The following is a 16,765-nucleotide window of genomic DNA, read 5'->3' as shown; positions in this document are numbered from 1 at the left end:
CCCCTAATGCCACTGCTTATTCTTCTGGCAAACTAAACATGATTTCGACTAACTGTCCTTCGCGTTCAACCATGACTGACATTTCAGTCAATTCTGGCAGTTGCGCCATCACTTCTAATGCCTGACTCATATCGGTCAGTTCAAATCCATTAATTGATTTCGCCAAATCACTAGGTTTAAAGCCGGCTTGCTTAAACAGCGCCGCATCTTTGCCCGGATTAAGGCGATAGCCCACTAATTCACCTTCCACCTGCACAGGCGAAATAGCAATAAAATCGGTGATTTTACTTGGGTCAGCTAATAACTCATCACGAGAATTGGCTAACTCTTCTGAAAACTCACTATTACGTAAATCCACTTGACGTACATTACGATTGTTGGATTTGGCCTCTTGTAATTGTTGATTCACATCACTTTGACTGGTGTATTTAAGACCATCAAGCATCAAGGTTTCGTAACGGCCTGAGTTGGTGATAATGATACGGTCGGCATACACTTCTTTTAATGAGGCTGAAGTGCCTTTAATTTTGTCGCCAAGGCTGTAGGTTTCTTGGCTACCGCTAGACTCAATGATCGCTAAACCTTTGGTATCTGTGGTTGAGGCAACCACGCCGGTTAACTGAATAGATAAATTGGTTTTTGGGGCATCGGTGATTTGTTCAACCACCTCAACTTTCGGCTTAGCAGCCTCGCTATTGACCTTACCAAATAGCAATAAATTTTGCACAGCATCAAGGTCAACACGCTTACTAGCGGTTGTCGACACTTGGGATGGTTGCCAAACTGCATCTGATTGCGATGCAGGCATTAACTTCCATGTAATTTGCGCTGCCAGCAGCATCGCAATTATGAGACCAAACCAAAAAACAACATTGCTCAATTGTTTATGAGGAATAACTGCAGTTTTGGCGATCAGTTTATCTAATAAATCCATATCTTCTTGGACCCTCTATACTATTTTTAGTACAGGCCTCTGTTTTAATGTTAGTTAATTTAGTGATTGCGACTCAATGCTAACCTACACAGCACTATGCAACAAGCCCATCGCATTCAATTGGCGAAATACAGTCAAATATGCTAACTTTGCGCGCCTAAAAAGGCTGTGAGTATTGCCACCTTTTACGATGATACTTTTTAAGTACCACGGTAAAATGACTCAGCTTGTGAACTTAATCCAGTTTTGGAGGCCACTTGAGTAACGCTAAGCTTGAAAAAACCACAGTTCGCCTCGATAAATGGTTATGGGCAGCCCGTTTTTACAAAACGCGCGCCATCGCCAAAGAGATGATTAACGGTGGCAAGGTACATTACAACGGCCAGCGGACGAAATCCAGCAAGAACGCCGACCTCGGTGCCACAATAAGAGTACGCCAAGGACACGATGATCGTGAAGTCGTCATCATAAAATTATCCGAGCAGCGCCAAAGTGCGGCGATTGCTCAAACCCTATACGAAGAAACCGCTGCCAGCATAACCAAACGTGAGTTTAATGCCGAAGCAAGACGGTTGAATATTTTACACAATCCGGCGCCAGATCATAAACCGGATAAAAAGCAGCGCAGACAAATTTTGCGCTTTAAAGATTTATAAATGAGACATGCTATGACAAACGATATGTTACACCGCTACCTGTTTGATGATGCCGATGTGCGTGGCGAAATCGTCCAGTTAACACAAAGCTATCAGCAAGTACTATCTGCTCACGCTTATCCGTCTGCAGTAAAGCGCCTACTGGGTGAGCTAATGGCGGCAACCTCATTACTTACCGCAACCATTAAATTTAACGGTGATATCAGTGTACAGTTACAAGGCGATGGCCCAGTATCGTTAGCTGTGATTAACGGTAACAACTTACAAGTGCTGCGCGGTGTGTCTCGCTGGAAGGGCGACATTGCTGACGATGCTACGTTGCAACAAATGATGGGCAAAGGCTACATGGTGATAACATTAACCCCTGATGAAGGTGAGCGTTATCAAGGTATTGTATCCTTAGACCATGAAAACCTAGCTGCCTGTTTAGAAGAATACTTTAACCAGTCTGAACAGTTACCAACCCAAATTCAGCTATTTGCGAATGGCGAGCAAGCTGCAGGTATGTTATTGCAAGTGCTGCCAAGCAAATCAGATGAAAATACTGAATTTGAACATTTATCAACCTTAACCGCCACGATCAAAGCAGAAGAGCTATTTAGCTTAGAAGCTGAACAAGTGTTACACCGCCTCTACCATCAAGAACAGGTGCGTTTATTTGATCCTGTTGAGGTGACATTCAAATGCAGCTGTTCACGGGAAAGAAGTGCTGGTGCAATCCGTACGATTTCGCAACAAGAAGTGAACCAAATTTTAGCGGAAGAAGGCAAAATTGAAATGGGCTGTGAATATTGCACTGCACTATACAGTTTTGATGCTATCGACATTGCAGCAATTTACGCAGACAGCCCTAAACATAATACAGCGCAATAAACCTGCGTAAATGAGCGAGCACTAATGAATCATAAACTGTAACTCTTTCACAAAAGGCGCTAAAAATGCGCCTTTTTGCTGTTTGTTCGACACAAGGAATTAACAAACCTGAAAAACTTTCAAAAAAATTACCAAACTGTTCGCCACCCCACCGTTAACATAAGTTACAATCACCCTACTGAACAACATATAGCCCAATTAAATGAGGCACATAATAATAGTCTGTTCAGCCTACCTCTATTTGATGCTTAAAGCGGAAACGACCTTAAAAATTGGAGAATTACACTATGGCGGACTTATCAAACAGTGTTCACCTTAATCCTACAACAGCGCAACTTGTTGAAATCGCGCTTCTTCGTGGCGAAGGTCAACTCACCGCAAATGGTGCATTAGTGGCGAAAACCGGTGCAAGAACAGGACGTTCAACTAACGATCGTTTTATTGTTAAAGAGCCAAGCTCGGAAGCAGATATTGAATGGGGCAAGGTTAACCGCCCATTTGATGCGGGAAAATTCGATGCTTTATGGGGCCGTGTCGAGGCCTATTTATCGGAGAAGGAACTGTTTGTCTCTGAACTTGAAGTCGGCGCATCTGACGAACACTATCTCCCAATGAGAGTAACAACGGAGTACGCTTGGCATCAAATTTTTGCTCGTAACCTGTTTATCACTCCAGAAACCTTTAATCGTGGCAACAAAGATGTTTGGCAAATCATCAATGCGCCAGGGTTTGTGTGCGACCCAGAGCGCGATGGCACAAACTCTGACGCTGTAGTTATCCTAAACTTTGCTGAACGCAAAGTATTGCTAGCAGGCCTTAAATACGCCGGTGAAATGAAAAAGTCGATGTTCTCGGTGCAAAACTTCTTATTACCCGCCAAAGGCGTGCTACCAATGCATTGTTCGGCCAACGTTGGTCATGACGGCGATACCACTTTATTCTTCGGTTTATCTGGTACGGGTAAAACAACCTTATCAGCGGATCCAAAACGCTTTTTAATCGGTGACGACGAACACGGTTGGGCACCTGGTGGTGTATTCAATATTGAAGGCGGATGTTACGCTAAATGTATCGATTTAAGCCAAAAAAATGAACCCGTTATTTGGGATGCGATTCGTTTTGGCACAGTACTTGAAAACGTTGTACTTGACGAAAACCGTGTACCTGATTACACCGACACCAGCTTAACTGAAAACAGCCGCGCAGCTTACCCATTAGAGCATATTGCCCAACGTACAGAAGAAAACCGCGGTGCAGAACCTAATGCCGTCGTATTTTTAACCTGTGACGTATCAGGCGTTTTACCGCCAGTGTCAGTGCTAACGAAAGAACAAGCGGCTTATCACTTCCTGTCGGGTTATACCGCCAAAGTCGGCTCAACTGAAATGGGCTCAACGGCTGCCATTCAATCAACCTTCTCAACTTGTTTTGGTGCCCCATTCTTCCCACGTCCCGCAGGTGTTTATGCTGAACTATTAATGGAGCGTATTGAAGCATTCGGTAGCCGAGTTTATTTAGTAAACACCGGCTGGACAGGCGGCCCACATGGAGTTGGTAAGCGTTTTGACATCCCAACAACTCGTGCAATTGTTGATGCGATTGTCAGCGGTGAGCTTAAAGATGTTGAAACCGTACACATTGACCAATTGAATCTTGATGTGCCCGTGGCCGTGTCTGGCGTTGATACCCAACTACTCAACCCAGTCAACACTTGGGCAGATAAAGCCGAATACGCTAAATTTGCCGCGCAACTGGCGCAAGAGTTTGCGGCTAACTTTGCTAAATATGATGTGTCTGATGCAATTAGACATGCCGGCCCTAAAGCATAAGGCCATGATGCCTTAGCGCGAAAAAATTAATTTGTACAATAAGCCCTAACCTAGTTAGGGCTTATTTATTGCCCATAAAACAAAATGTAACAAGAGTTATCGTCCCCTTTCTTCTTAATCATTCACTGCTATGATGTTGGCTGCCTGTACTCACCACAATAATCAACAACTAACGAGTTCATTATGCGCCAACTAACCTTACACGCTGTCATTAGCGCGATACTGCTTTGCCCTTTGACCTTTGCCGCGACATCAGCAAGCCCAACACCCTATGTTAACGACAGCATTTTACCGCCGCCATTAACATGGCAAGGACAAAGTGAAGCCTTATTAAAAACGGCTAGCCACCCGTGGGCGACACCATTTGAGCAGCATGACTATTTAACAAGTCCAGACTATCAACACACAATGGCATGGCTAGATAAACTGGTTGCTAGCAGTGACCAATTACACAAAGTGAGTATTGGAAAAAGTCCACAAGGGCGGGATATTTGGATGATTATTGCCGCTAAAAATGGCGCAACCAATCCACAACAATTAGCTCAAAATAACGCTGCGACATTATTGGTACAAGCAGGGATCCATTCTGGTGAAATAGATGGCAAAGATGCCGGTATGATGTTGCTTCGCGATATTGTTCACGGAGATAAGCAAGCCCTACTTGAACATGCCAATCTACTATTTATTCCAATTTTGTCTGTCGATGCCCATGAACGTAGCAGCCAGTTTAATCGTGTTAATCAACGCGGTCCTGTCAATATGGGCTGGCGCACCACAGCCACAAACCTTAATTTAAACCGAGACTACGCCAAAGCGGAAGCCCCTGAAACTCAACATGTTATCAGCGTCATTAATCAATACCAACCAGACTTATATATTGATGTTCATGTAACTGATGGCATTGATTATCAATATGATGTCACCTTTGGCTATAACGTCAAGCAAGGTTACAGTCCCAGTATTTTCGATTGGTTAGAGCACACTTACCGACCCGAAATTGAAACCGCCTTAGCAAATAATGGCCATATTCCCGGTAAGTTAATTTTTGCCAATGACAACGCCGACATGAGCAAGGGATTATCTTATTGGAATGCCAGCCCGCGCTATTCAAATGGCTATGGCGATGCGCGTCACCTACCGACCATTTTAATTGAAAATCACAGCTTAAAACCCTTTAAGCAAAGAGTGTTAGGCACTTATGTGATGCTAGAGCAAAGCCTAAAAACCTTAGCCAAGCACAATAAAATACTCTCTGCAGCGATTCATCTCGATACTCAACGCCAAGCAAACCCGATCACCCTCACGTGGCAAGACGAAGCCCAACCCGATTGGGATTTTAAAGGAGTAGATTACCAGATCGAGCACAGTGAGATTAGCGGCGCAAATGTGGTTCGCTGGACAGGTCAGCCAAAGTTATACCCAGCATTGCCAGTGACAGGCAACACCAAAGCCGATATCCGCGTTACACGCCCTGCAGCGTATTATATTCCACCACAATGGGCCGCTGTGATTAATACACTGAGCATTCATGGCATTGAAATGAGCAAGACCACAGAAGCCATTACCCAGCAAGTGGAGCAATACCGTTTTACTCAGCCCAAGTTTGGTAAACAAGATTATGAAGGCAGACAAACGGTAAAAGCTAAAGTGCAAAGTGAAACACTAATGAAGACTATTCCAGCAGGATCAATAAAAGTCTCCACCGCACAGCCATTGGGTGACTTAGCAATACTATTACTTGAGCCGCAAGCTGAGGACTCGCTATTTTACTGGGGCATGTTTAATACTATTTTTACGCGCACCGAATACATTGAAGACTATGCCGTTGAGCCGATGGCCGCACACATGCTGGCCCACGATCCTAAGTTAAAAGCCGAGTTTGAGAAAGCGCTTGCTGATGAAGACTTTGCCAAAGACAGCAAGGCGCGTTTACGTTGGTTTTATCAACGCAGCCCTTATTATGACAAGCAGTATCAAGTTTATCCTGTGTTAAGGGCGCACCAATAATCGCCTAACATCAAGTTCAGTATGATCCAAAAGTTAACCAAGGTTTAAGACTGGGGAATAGATAACCAAAGCGCCGCGTCATCAATAGGAATTGAGCTTGGCAACATTGGGTTAGTTAACTCAAAAATCAGTGACTGGCTAAATTGCGTTAATGGGAAAATATCACGGGTGGTTGGATGCTGTTTTATAAAAGCATTTAACTCGCCCGAATCCACCATACGCTGAAGACCTAATGTAATCCTTTGCTGTAAGGCTTGATTGTTTTTAGCGACAAAAAAGTACATCGGCAAAGGATATCTAAGCACAATGCCCTCAAAAGCAATTAAATTCTTATTCGCGGGGGCGGTTAACTCGGCATAAACCTCGTTCATACCTCGAAGGAAATAATCGCAACGCCCTTGCTGTAACATTGAATACATAAGATTAAAGCTAATCACTCGCTCAACTTTATAGCCATTAAACGCTAAAATATCCGTGTCAGGCCATTGCGAACCCTGACAAGCCTCTAACTGCTTTAACTCATCTGCGGATGTGATAGCCTCAAATTGAGATAGGCTTTCTTGGCGAATAACCGGTACTCTTATGCCCAACAGCCCACCAATAAGCGGGATCGGAATGGCTGCAAATTGTTGCTCACGCTCAAGGTTAGTGCCTGCCCATATAACATCAAGCTGGCCAGTTTTAAGTAACTGAAAAGCACGAGCTTGAGAAACATAGATATCAACCGCCTGAACCTCAACCAAACCGTTTTCAGCATCGGTTTTAGCTAATACCTCATGCAACAAATCGACAAAATAAACATAGCTACGGTTGTCATCCGACTGAATCGCCTCCACTCGAATAACCTCTCGAGCCGTACTATAGGGCGCTGCGAAAGTAGCTAGAAAAAAAATGATGAGTAACCAATATGACTTCATTACAAATCTAAGTTGAAATGGCAATAGACGCTAGTGTAACGATTTATTCAGAGCAAACCAAAAAAATTAAAATAATAGTTTATACAACATAAACTTGTTTGCCTTTTGTTAATAAAAGCTTTTGTGCTCTACTCAGTTTTTTTACGGCTATTTCACGCTTTGAAGCGCTGCTTCGACAAGGGTGTATTTCTTGATAAACCAATTCAAGCGGCCCTTTACCTTTTAAAAACTTAGCCGCTTTAGGGCCACTTGATTGATGCTCACTAAAACGGCGATCTATATCTGTGGTAATCCCCGTATAAAGATGACCGTTGGCACATTTTATGATGTATAGAAACCAAGGTTTATCGACTGAATTTTGTGACATATAGTTTAAAAACCTTAAGTTTAATCATAAAAATTACCCGCTAACGTGGCATACTATCCAACAAATTTGGATAGATGAATCAAGACGCACCTTTCTAAGGAATATCTGATGGTAACAACTCAAGACCCATGCGCTCAACCCGCTTTACTGCATCCTGACGAAGCCATAGTACAATTACTCGCCCAAGTACAGCCAACAGATGATACTGAAATGGTTGATTTACCCAATGCTATTGGTCGAGTCTTAGCTGAAGATTTAGCATCAGGAATCGATTTACCACCATTTGATAATTCAGCAATGGATGGCTACGCCTTTAAGTTTTCAGACTTATCCCAACACAGTGAAAAAACCACATTAACATTAGTAGGCAGCTCTTTTGCAGGCCATCCCTATCAAGGGCCTATCAAACCAAATACTTGCATTCGCATTATGACAGGCGCACCAGTACCTGTGGGATTCGACACAGTACAAATGCAAGAAGAAACACAAACTAATGGTGAAGCGATCACCATAAACCATCCCGCAAAGATGGGCGCGAATGTACGTTGCTGCGGTGAAGAGTTAACGGCAGGAACGAAAGTATTGTATCAAGGCACATTGATTAGGGCCGCAGAAATGGGTGTGCTGGCTACCATAGGCATCAGCCAAGTGAGAGTTAAACGCCGTTTAAAAGTTGCCTTTTTCTCAACAGGTGATGAGCTACGCCCTGTCGGATCTGAATTGGCTCCTGGTCAAATCTATGATTCAAATCGTTATTCAATCCAAGGTTTAATGGCCAAGGCAAATGTAGACTGGATTGACTTAGGCGTTATCGAAGATGATAAAGAAGCCATTAGAGCTGCATTTAAAGATGCGGCGAGTTGTGCAGATATGGTCGTCACCTCAGGCGGGGTATCTGTAGGCGATGCGGATTATACTAAACAAATATTGTCAGAAGAAGGCCAAATCACATTCTGGAAGCTGGCAATAAAACCGGGTAAACCTTTTGCATTTGGCAAAATTGGCAAGGCCGTTTTTTGTGGTTTACCGGGTAACCCTGTGTCATCCATGGTGACATTTTATAAGCTGGTGTGGCCAATTTTAAATAAAATGCAAGGGCTACCACATATTGATGCCCTGACTTATCAGGCAAAATTAACCACCCCCATTCGAAAACAACCTGGGCGAGTCGAATATCAACGCGGCATACTTAGCCAAAATGCACAAGGTGAGCTCGAAGTTGCAGTTACCGGTGGTCAAGGGTCAGGCATGCTAACGTCAATGAGTATTGCTAATTGTTTTATCAATTTAGCCCAATACCAAGGCGATACTGAAGCTGGCGCCATGGTGAGTGTTGAGCCATTTAATAGCGTTCTCAGCTAAACACTTTAACAACAATAAGCCGACCTGTTGCTAATCTCAGCAACAGGAATAACAGGAGGCGGCATGAGCCAGCCTATAGATGACATTCTAAGCGACAATGAAATGCTGCGTTACAGTCGCCAGATTTCAATTAAAGCCATGGATATTGATGGCCAAGAACAATTAAAGCTCGCCAAAGTGTTAATTATTGGCGCCGGCGGATTAGGTTGTGCTGCCAGCCAATATTTGGCCGTCGCTGGGGTGGGTGAAATGACCATTGTCGACTTTGATACGGTTGAACTGTCTAATTTACAAAGACAAGTTTTACATCAGGATGCCAATATTGGCCAAGCTAAAGTCGATTCAGCCAAGCAAACCTTAGCGCAACTCAATCCGTTGATCACCATTAATACCATTAACGCTTTGTTAAATGAGCAGCAAATTGATCAACTCATTGCCCATCATCACCTAGTGCTAGATTGCACTGACAATATACAAATACGTGAACAATTAAATCAAAGCTGCTTTAAGCACAAGGTGCCATTGGTATCTGCAGCGGCGATTAGAATGGAAGGCACTGTAACTGTGTTTGACTATCAAGCTCACTCACCTTGTTACCATTGCTACAGCCAACTGTTTGGTGAGCAGCAACTAACCTGTGTTGAATCAGGTATTCTTGCGCCCGTTGTTGGGCTAGTTGGCTGCATTCAAGCTACAGAAGCCATTAAAGTTATCTGTCACATGGGCACCCATTTGGCTGGACGCGTTTTAATGATTGATGCCATGACTATGGAATTTCGAGAAATGAAGCTACCTAAACAAGCGCATTGTAAGGTATGCGGTAATGCTTAACCAAGGTTAGCATTTGTTGATAAGGTCTCAACTAAAGTTGCGGCCTGACTATTCAGCGCCTGCTTGTCCATAACAGAATAGCCATTCACTAGCTTTTCACGGTCAGCTTTCGCAATATATTTAGGTTTATTGCTTGTTCCTGCCAGTTTTTTATTGGCTTTTTTTGCCTTGGCTTTTAGGGTTTGATTGATTTTCTTTTTACGATTCACAACTCTGCTCTCACCTTCACATTGGCGAGAGATTATAGCTGTTTGAATCAATCTGTGCATTAAACAGCTATCAGACTTATACAAAACAAGATCGAAATCTAATCTTGTAAGATCACCCACAAAGCATGAATAATCCCTGGTACATAAAAGAAAATACACAGGATGATATTGATAAGCAGATCTTTACCTACGCCTTTTTTTAAAAATACAGCAACAGGCGGCAATAAAACTGCTAGTATAATTAATAGTATTTTGTTGGCACTCATGTTTATTCCCTTATTTTTAGTACACACTCATTACTTGCAACACAACAACAAGATACAACATAGGTTACAAGTTATATCTCAACATTAAAAGACTATCTTCTGTGCAAATAAAATTAATGTTAACTCATTAGAAAAATTAATTACTATCTAAATCAATGAATAGTCCATTAGCTCTAGTTTATGTTCAATTTTTTTGTGCAATGGCTTTAGCGGCAGCGTTTGCTTGGATGCTAATGGCCTCGCCTATTCGTATTGCGCCAAAAGCCAGCAAACTGTTCTCAATAACTAACCTGTGCATGTTTATTGGCATGATGCTGTATTACTTTCGCTCAGATACCATCAACTACTTATATTGGTACGGTGCAGATTTCATTTACCTCGTCGGATATTGCTGCTTGAGGTGGGGCGGACAAAGCATATTTAAACAACCGTTATCTATTAGTTTCGATCTAACCATTGTCAGTATTACCACTTTATGCATGTTTTTATTCCCACCCCAACAAGAGTTTGCGAGTTACTTAATGGTCATAGCATGTTTGGGGGCATTTATCATTTTTAGTTGCATTGTCTTTGATACTTACCACGCGGTTAGAAAAAACGTCTCTGTGTTTTATACCTCACTTATCACCTTACCTTTCGCTTTTGTTAGTCTATTTTTTATAGCAAAAGCAGTTTCGGTGATCATTTTCATAGATAATCAGCAACTTAGCAATGAACTAACCACATTGAACTCATCAACAGTTTCATGGCTTAACATTAGTTTTCTTTTTACTATTAACTGCATGTTATTTGCTAATGTATTAACCAGTTTAATCCTCAGAATTAGAGAACTAGCCAACAAAGACCAATTAACTGGCGTGTGGAATCGGCATGCGTTATTAGCACATTTGAAATTAGTTGATAACCTATGGAAACGAAACCAAATATGCTTCAGTTTAATAATGCTAGACTTAGATCGTTTTAAGAAAATTAACGATTCCTTTGGCCATCTAGCAGGGGATGCTGCCCTTAAACATGTTGCCAACTTACTGAAAAATACACTAAGAGAGGTCGACTTTATTTGTCGATATGGGGGGAGGAGTTCTTAATTATCTTGCCATCGACGAATGCTGAGCAAGCTTATTTAGTGGCAGAAAAAATCCAAGCAGCGTTAAATAAAAATCACTTAAAATGGCAGCAACAACACATTGCAGTCAAAGCCAGCATTGGATTTGCCACCATCAACAAAAATCAAACAGTTGAACAATTGTTGCAGATTACAGATGATGCGATGTATCAAGCAAAACAACAAGGGCGTAATACCATTTGCACAGGAACATTGACCGATAATAATCAATTACAGTCAGTACCAAGTATGGCTTCAGCTGAAAGCAAAAGCGTCTAGCAGTAAGCTTAAGGTTTGGCTGGCCAAGGTAATTGGTTGGGCTGCTGCCAATCATTTTGCAGTAATATTTGCATAGGTTGAGCTAAAAATCGCTCACCAGCATCAGGAAACTGACTAAAGCTAAACTCCTGCCCCTGATAATTGAAATGCAATTGATAAGCATGCAAATAACAACGATCACTTAACGCTTTGCCATATAACGTATCCCCTAATATCGGTACACCAATACTGGCCAGAGCCACTCTTAATTGATGGGTTTTACCGCTGTGAGGCTTAAGTAAATAAGCTCGAATCCCCTGCTCAATGGATACGGAAAAAAACTGGGTAATGGCTGGATTCTCTTTGCTACGAAGTAATTTGTACATGCTGCGACGCGACTTGGCCATATCACCAATCACCCAACCTTGCTTCTTTTTCGGCTTACCTTGCGCTAAGGCTAGGTAATACTTTTGCACTTGATGAGCACTAAACATCTGAGTAAATTGATTGGCTGCAAATGCCGATTTAGCCAAAATAATTAACCCAGATGTGGGTGTATCTAATCGATGAACCGCAAATAACTTAATGCCTAAATCAGCCTCAGCTTGTGCAACGACACCAGCACTGCCATCTTGACTATGAAAGTGCACATTGGCAGCTTTATTAATCACAATAAAATCGGTTTCATCGCTCACAAGTTTATACATAAGATTAGATTGCTCTGTGTGGGCACACGCTGACTATTTGAAATGAATTTTAACTAATAACCCAGGATGATTATCGCTAAGTTCAATACTGGCTTGATGGCGAGATAAAATCGCTTTCACCATCGACAAGCCAAGCCCTGTGCCTTTGTAATGGCGACTTGGGTCAAGCCGGACTAAACGCTCAAATACCCGCTCTTTATCTTCATCCGCAATGCCAGGGCCATTATCGGCAATGTGAATGGACTTTCCTTGCTGCGAAATATGAATAGTCGCGCCTTCAGGTGAATACTTAATTGCATTATCAACTAAGTTAAACAGCGCTTGGAATAACAAGTATTTGTCACCTTGAATCGTCGCATTTTGCTGCAAGTCTAAGGTAAATTGCTGATCTTTGGCTTCAGCTAATACCTCTGCCATTTCAAATAAATCTTGGCAAATATCTTGTAAACTTATGGGTTGTACATCTAACGATTGCTGACCTTCTTCAATCCGAGTTAACGACAACATAGCGTCAAAGGTTGCCAAGCAATCATCCAATTCTTCTAGCAACTCTGCACGCGCATCGGCGAGCTCTTCCATTGGCTTTTGTGATAATTGCTCAATCCCAATGCGCAAATGCGACAACGGGGTACGTAAATCATGGGCAATATTATCGGTCACACCTCGTACGGCCAGCAGGTTTTGCTCTAAAGTATCCAGCACGCGGTTAAATTGCAGTGCCAGCATGTCAAACTCATCTTGTTGAGAACTAACTGGTAAGCGGGTTTCATAATGACCAGCTTCAATTTGCTCACTCAGTTGATTGTATTGCACCAGTCGTCGCAAGATGGCTTTGGAAAAAATATAGCCCAGCGCTAAGGTTAGCCCCAATGTGAAAGCAACGGCCCAAAAAGCTGCGTTGATAAACTTTTCAATTAATATCGCCAATTGGTCGGTACGCGTCGCAATCAAAACCGGCCCATAATTGGTCATTGCTAAACCGCCAGTAAGAATATGAAGTTTTTCTGGCCCGCCAGAGAAAATGGGAAATTCTCTGGTTTCAGGCAAAATAGGCATGTCATCAGGCAAAAAGGTTAATGCGCCGACCATATCAACGCTATTTTTCCAAGCAATCAGTGCCGTTTTAGGATCTGCGGCTTTAATCTGCGCAGCAAAGCTTCTACGATTAACCGTAAGAGCTAATTGCTGGTAGCGCTGCATTTCTGCGGCAAGATGACTATCTACTTGATTTTCTTGCTCGATAATCAGCTGTCTGTATAAGCTGAAAACAAGCATCACGATCAAAATCGTCACCAGAGTGGAGAAGATTAAGGTGATCCGCCATGCGCTACTTTGATAAGGCTTAATGGCCTTTGCAGAGGCGATAGCCAGAACCTCGCACGGTTTCAATTAACTCACCATGACCAAGCTCTTCAAACTTACGTCGTAGTTTAGCAATATGCACGTCAATCACATTTGTTCGTGGGTCAAAGTGATAATCCCATACGGCTTCAAAAAGCAAAGTTCGGCTGATAACTTGATTAGGATGCTCCATTAGATACTTCAATAACTGAAACTCTTTGGGTTGCAGCATTAGCTCTTTGCCATCTAAAGTGACCTTACGTGTTAACAGCTCCATTTTTAAGCCACCCACTTCAATATCTGTTGAAGCTGGCTCAACAATAGTACGCTGCGCTAATTTCTCGGCACGCACTAATAGCTCATCAAATGAAAATGGCTTAGTCATATAATCGTCACCGCCCGCGCGCAGGCCTTTAACCCGCTCATCAACATGGCTAAGTGCCGATAAAATCAGTACCGGTGTTTTGTTGCCGCTAGTACGCAACGCCGATAATAAGGTTAGGCCATCAAGTTTCGGCAACATACGATCTAACACTATCAAGTCATATTGATTATGCTTAGCAAGTGTTAGCCCTTCTTGACCATCTGTTGCGCTATCAACGCTATATTGTTGTGCGGTAAATCCCTGCGCCACATACTTCAATGTTGTGGCATCGTCTTCAACGATCAAAATACGCATAGTCATAGTCGCAGTTAATCCCATTTAAGTAGTGGTAATGGACGGAGATTTTCAATATCAAAGGCAATCGTCTTTTGCTGTTGTTGATTTAACAACTTCAGCTCAAGATAACTAATTGATAAATCATGATCTAATTCGGCTTGAATTAAATGCCCGCTTTTATTCTGGGTCGCTAAGTTAATTAAAGAAGAGAAGGTTAGGTTTTTTTTAAGCATCAAACTTACTGCATGTAATTGTTCAATGCTGTCGCCATCATAGGGTTGGCTAGATTCAGCCAATAGCTGACCATCGGCGGCATTATACTCAAGTTTATAGAGTAATTTGGCTTTGGTATTGATTGCAGAAAATAAGTAAACAAGCTGCTCGTTGTCGATATCAAGATTGAATCCACAGATGGTACCCAAATCTTGTTGCTCCCATTTTTCCATTACAGAAACGGGAGTCAATAAGCCTTCTTGGGATAACAGTGATTGCATGGATGGAGCCGCCATCGACACAAATGGAACCAAGCACAGCGCGAGTAGCAACCGAACCATTTTAAGCCTCAAGTTAGAAGATTTATACACAGTGTTACTTTACCTAACTCCAACACAAGACCCAAGAAATCTAAGATTAATAATTGATCATGCAAATGAAATATCGACAAATCATCACTTAATCTGCCTGTAAAATATGAATTTGATCAGACTTTAATGCAACTGTAGTTCTCATCCCATTTTCAAGCCCAAGCTTTTGGCATAAATGAATCGGTATATCCGCATTCATCACTTGTTGAATACCATCTACTCGTGCAATCACCCTGACGGTTTCACCCATCACCAGCAATGACTCAATTTGCACATCCAATTTATTCAAGCTTTTACATAAACGGCCACTGGTAATGGCATTAAAGCGTATTCCCTGATTTGGAATTACCCAACGGACATGCTGACCCACAGTTAAAGGCGGAGCGTTTTCTGTGGCAATTTGGTGATCACCAAACCTTAACCAGGTCATGTTTTTACCAGCCTGTTGATCAACCACAGTTGCATCGAACATATTGCGCAACCCCATCTGCTTGGCGACCGCCTCATTGCGAGGATGCGACATCACCTCAAAAGGTTTACCTTGCTGTAGCATTTGTCCTTGGCTAATTAAAATCATTCTGTCGGCAAGCAACTGGGCCTCATGAATATCATGAGTCACCATAATAACTGGGATAGCCAATTGAGATTTTAACCGCGCCAATTCAATATATAAGCGCTCACGGGTTTCTCTATCAACCGCAGAAAAGGGCTCATCCAATAACAACACTGCAGGCTCGCGGGCTAACGCTCGTGCCAAGGCGACTCGTTGGCGCTGCCCGCCAGATAAATGATTCGGTAAGCGATCAGGAAGCCCCTCTAAATTTACCCTTTCTAACCAATCTAATGCGCGCTGTTTACGCTTAATTTTTGGCACATGCTCAAGCCCAGACATGACATTTTGAATCGCTGTCATATGTGGAAACAACCCAAAGTGCTGCGGCACATAACCAATATGACGCTGTTGCGGGGTTAAAAATACCTTGTTTTGACCATTAAACCACGTTTGCTCGCCATAGCTAATACTACCCGATTGCGGTTGGCTTAAGCCTGCAATCATTCTAAGCAAAGTTGTTTTGCCGCCGCCAGAAGGGCCAACCACAGCCAATAACTCACCCGCCTTGCAACTAAAGTGGGCTTCTAACGGTATGGGATGTTGCTGCGAAATATCACAATGCAGATCAGCGATGGCTGCCAAGATGACCTCCTAATCGCCGAGACATGCTACTCGTTAATGCTAACGCTGAAATGGCGAATATGAGTAGCACCAATGACATGGTGCCTGCACCATCAAAATCGAACGCCTGCACACTATCATAGATAGCAATTGAGATGGTTTTCGTTTCGCCGACAATATTGCCACCTAGCATTAACACCACGCCAAATTCACCCAATACATGCGAAAAACACAATACCATAGCCGTTAACACTCCCGGCCACACCATAGGCAGTTCAACTTTAAAAAATAGGCTTAAACGACTCATACCACAGCAAGCTGCGGCATCACGAATATCAACAGGAATGGTTTCAAATGCGCGCTGTATCGGCTGCACAGCAAATGGAATATTGACCAACATTGAAGCAATCACCAAACCAGAAAAATGGAACACTAACTGTTGGCCAAAGATTTGCTCTACCCATTGCCCAAGCCAGCTTTGATTACCCATCCCCACCAGCAAGTAATAGCCCACGACAGTTGGTGGTAATACTAATGGCACCATGATTAGTGCCTCAAACCAAGACTTACCTCGAAACTGGTTGTAAGCTAAAAAGCGTCCCACCCATAGCGATGATGGAACCAGTAGTAATACGGTAACAGTGCTTAATTTGATTGATAACCACAACGCCTGCCAATCCAAAG

Annotated in this window: 17 protein-coding genes and 1 pseudogene; 7 read left to right on the top strand and 11 right to left on the bottom strand. The window is 42.7% G+C overall.

Annotated elements, in window-relative coordinates; translation table 11 throughout:
• Positions 1–16: 16 nt before the first annotated feature.
• Entirely contained in the window at positions 17–934 is a 918-nt protein-coding gene (gene gspC, locus HBH39_RS00505) for a type II secretion system protein GspC (RefSeq protein ID WP_167674622.1), read from the bottom strand.
• Positions 935–1,191: 257 nt separating this feature from the next.
• On the opposite strand from gspC, the gene hslR reads away from it, so the two are divergent.
• The 4 genes from hslR to HBH39_RS00485 all read left to right on the top strand — a co-directional run bounded on the left by hslR (position 1,192) and on the right by HBH39_RS00485 (position 6,299).
• The gene (hslR, locus tag HBH39_RS00500) at positions 1,192–1,590 is read left to right on the top strand and encodes a ribosome-associated heat shock protein Hsp15 (protein ID WP_167674620.1); all 399 of its coding nucleotides are present in this window, start codon (positions 1,192–1,194) and stop codon (positions 1,588–1,590) included.
• A gap of 12 nt (positions 1,591–1,602) precedes the next feature.
• Positions 1,603–2,463, top strand: coding sequence for an Hsp33 family molecular chaperone HslO (gene hslO, locus HBH39_RS00495; RefSeq protein WP_167674619.1), 861 nt, complete (start codon positions 1,603–1,605; stop codon positions 2,461–2,463).
• Between the two features lie 287 nt (positions 2,464–2,750).
• A complete protein-coding gene (locus HBH39_RS00490) occupies positions 2,751–4,292 on the top strand; it encodes a phosphoenolpyruvate carboxykinase (protein ID WP_167674617.1) in 1,542 nt (513 codons plus the stop codon).
• A gap of 183 nt (positions 4,293–4,475) precedes the next feature.
• The gene (locus tag HBH39_RS00485; protein WP_167674614.1) at positions 4,476–6,299 is read left to right on the top strand and encodes a M14 family metallopeptidase; all 1,824 of its coding nucleotides are present in this window, start codon (positions 4,476–4,478) and stop codon (positions 6,297–6,299) included.
• A gap of 44 nt (positions 6,300–6,343) precedes the next feature.
• On the opposite strand, the gene HBH39_RS00480 is transcribed toward HBH39_RS00485, so the two are convergent.
• Both HBH39_RS00480 and HBH39_RS00475 read right to left on the bottom strand, forming a co-directional pair.
• Positions 6,344–7,216 (bottom strand): substrate-binding periplasmic protein, encoded by an 873-nt coding sequence (locus HBH39_RS00480; RefSeq protein WP_167674612.1) that lies wholly within the window; start codon positions 7,214–7,216, stop codon positions 6,344–6,346.
• A 79-nt stretch (positions 7,217–7,295) separates the two neighbouring features.
• The gene (locus HBH39_RS00475) at positions 7,296–7,583 is read right to left on the bottom strand and encodes a GIY-YIG nuclease family protein (RefSeq protein ID WP_167674610.1); all 288 of its coding nucleotides are present in this window, start codon (positions 7,581–7,583) and stop codon (positions 7,296–7,298) included.
• Positions 7,584–7,691: 108 nt separating this feature from the next.
• Between HBH39_RS00475 and moeA the strand changes: the two genes are divergently transcribed.
• Together moeA and moeB are read left to right on the top strand one after the other, a co-directional pair.
• The gene (gene moeA, locus HBH39_RS00470; protein WP_167674608.1) at positions 7,692–8,945 is read left to right on the top strand and encodes a molybdopterin molybdotransferase MoeA; all 1,254 of its coding nucleotides are present in this window, start codon (positions 7,692–7,694) and stop codon (positions 8,943–8,945) included.
• 63 nt (positions 8,946–9,008) lie between these two features.
• The gene (gene moeB, locus HBH39_RS00465; RefSeq protein WP_167674606.1) at positions 9,009–9,776 is read left to right on the top strand and encodes a molybdopterin-synthase adenylyltransferase MoeB; all 768 of its coding nucleotides are present in this window, start codon (positions 9,009–9,011) and stop codon (positions 9,774–9,776) included.
• On the opposite strand, the gene HBH39_RS00460 is transcribed toward moeB, so the two are convergent.
• Together HBH39_RS00460 and HBH39_RS00455 are read right to left on the bottom strand one after the other, a co-directional pair.
• Complete coding sequence (locus tag HBH39_RS00460) at positions 9,773–9,985, bottom strand: DUF2986 domain-containing protein (RefSeq protein ID WP_167674604.1); 213 nt, start codon at positions 9,983–9,985, stop codon at positions 9,773–9,775. The two genes, moeB and HBH39_RS00460, sit on opposite strands and share 4 nt — an antisense overlap.
• Before the next feature lie 98 nt (positions 9,986–10,083).
• On the bottom strand, positions 10,084–10,251 hold the full coding sequence (locus HBH39_RS00455) for a YqaE/Pmp3 family membrane protein (RefSeq protein WP_167674602.1): 168 nt from the start codon (positions 10,249–10,251) through the stop codon (positions 10,084–10,086).
• Between the two features lie 155 nt (positions 10,252–10,406).
• Here HBH39_RS00455 and HBH39_RS00450 point away from each other — a divergent pair.
• Positions 10,407–11,635: pseudogene (locus HBH39_RS00450) on the top strand (GGDEF domain-containing protein).
• A gap of 8 nt (positions 11,636–11,643) precedes the next feature.
• Here HBH39_RS00450 and HBH39_RS00440 read toward each other — a convergent pair.
• The 6 genes from HBH39_RS00440 to modB form a co-directional block, all read right to left on the bottom strand.
• Positions 11,644–12,321: a TIGR01621 family pseudouridine synthase gene (locus HBH39_RS00440; RefSeq protein WP_167674596.1), complete on the bottom strand. Its 678-nt coding sequence runs from the start codon at positions 12,319–12,321 to the stop codon at positions 11,644–11,646.
• Positions 12,322–12,354: 33 nt separating this feature from the next.
• Positions 12,355–13,614 (bottom strand): sensor histidine kinase, encoded by a 1,260-nt coding sequence (locus HBH39_RS00435; RefSeq protein ID WP_167679914.1) that lies wholly within the window; start codon positions 13,612–13,614, stop codon positions 12,355–12,357.
• Between the two features lie 49 nt (positions 13,615–13,663).
• Positions 13,664–14,341: a response regulator transcription factor gene (locus tag HBH39_RS00430; RefSeq protein WP_167679913.1), complete on the bottom strand. Its 678-nt coding sequence runs from the start codon at positions 14,339–14,341 to the stop codon at positions 13,664–13,666.
• A 14-nt stretch (positions 14,342–14,355) separates the two neighbouring features.
• Positions 14,356–14,817 (bottom strand): hypothetical protein, encoded by a 462-nt coding sequence (locus HBH39_RS00425; RefSeq protein WP_244325710.1) that lies wholly within the window; start codon positions 14,815–14,817, stop codon positions 14,356–14,358.
• A 178-nt stretch (positions 14,818–14,995) separates the two neighbouring features.
• Entirely contained in the window at positions 14,996–16,105 is a 1,110-nt protein-coding gene (locus HBH39_RS00420; protein ID WP_167679912.1) for an ABC transporter ATP-binding protein, read from the bottom strand.
• Positions 16,086–16,763: a molybdate ABC transporter permease subunit gene (modB, locus tag HBH39_RS00415; RefSeq protein WP_167674592.1), complete on the bottom strand. Its 678-nt coding sequence runs from the start codon at positions 16,761–16,763 to the stop codon at positions 16,086–16,088. The genes HBH39_RS00420 and modB overlap by 20 nt, the downstream gene beginning before the upstream one ends.
• Positions 16,764–16,765 lie beyond the last annotated feature (2 nt).

It is taken from the genome of Shewanella aestuarii, from assembly GCF_011765625.1.
Classification (GTDB): domain Bacteria; phylum Pseudomonadota; class Gammaproteobacteria; order Enterobacterales; family Shewanellaceae; genus Shewanella; species Shewanella aestuarii_A.
This window is presented reverse-complemented; position numbering and strand designations above follow the sequence as displayed.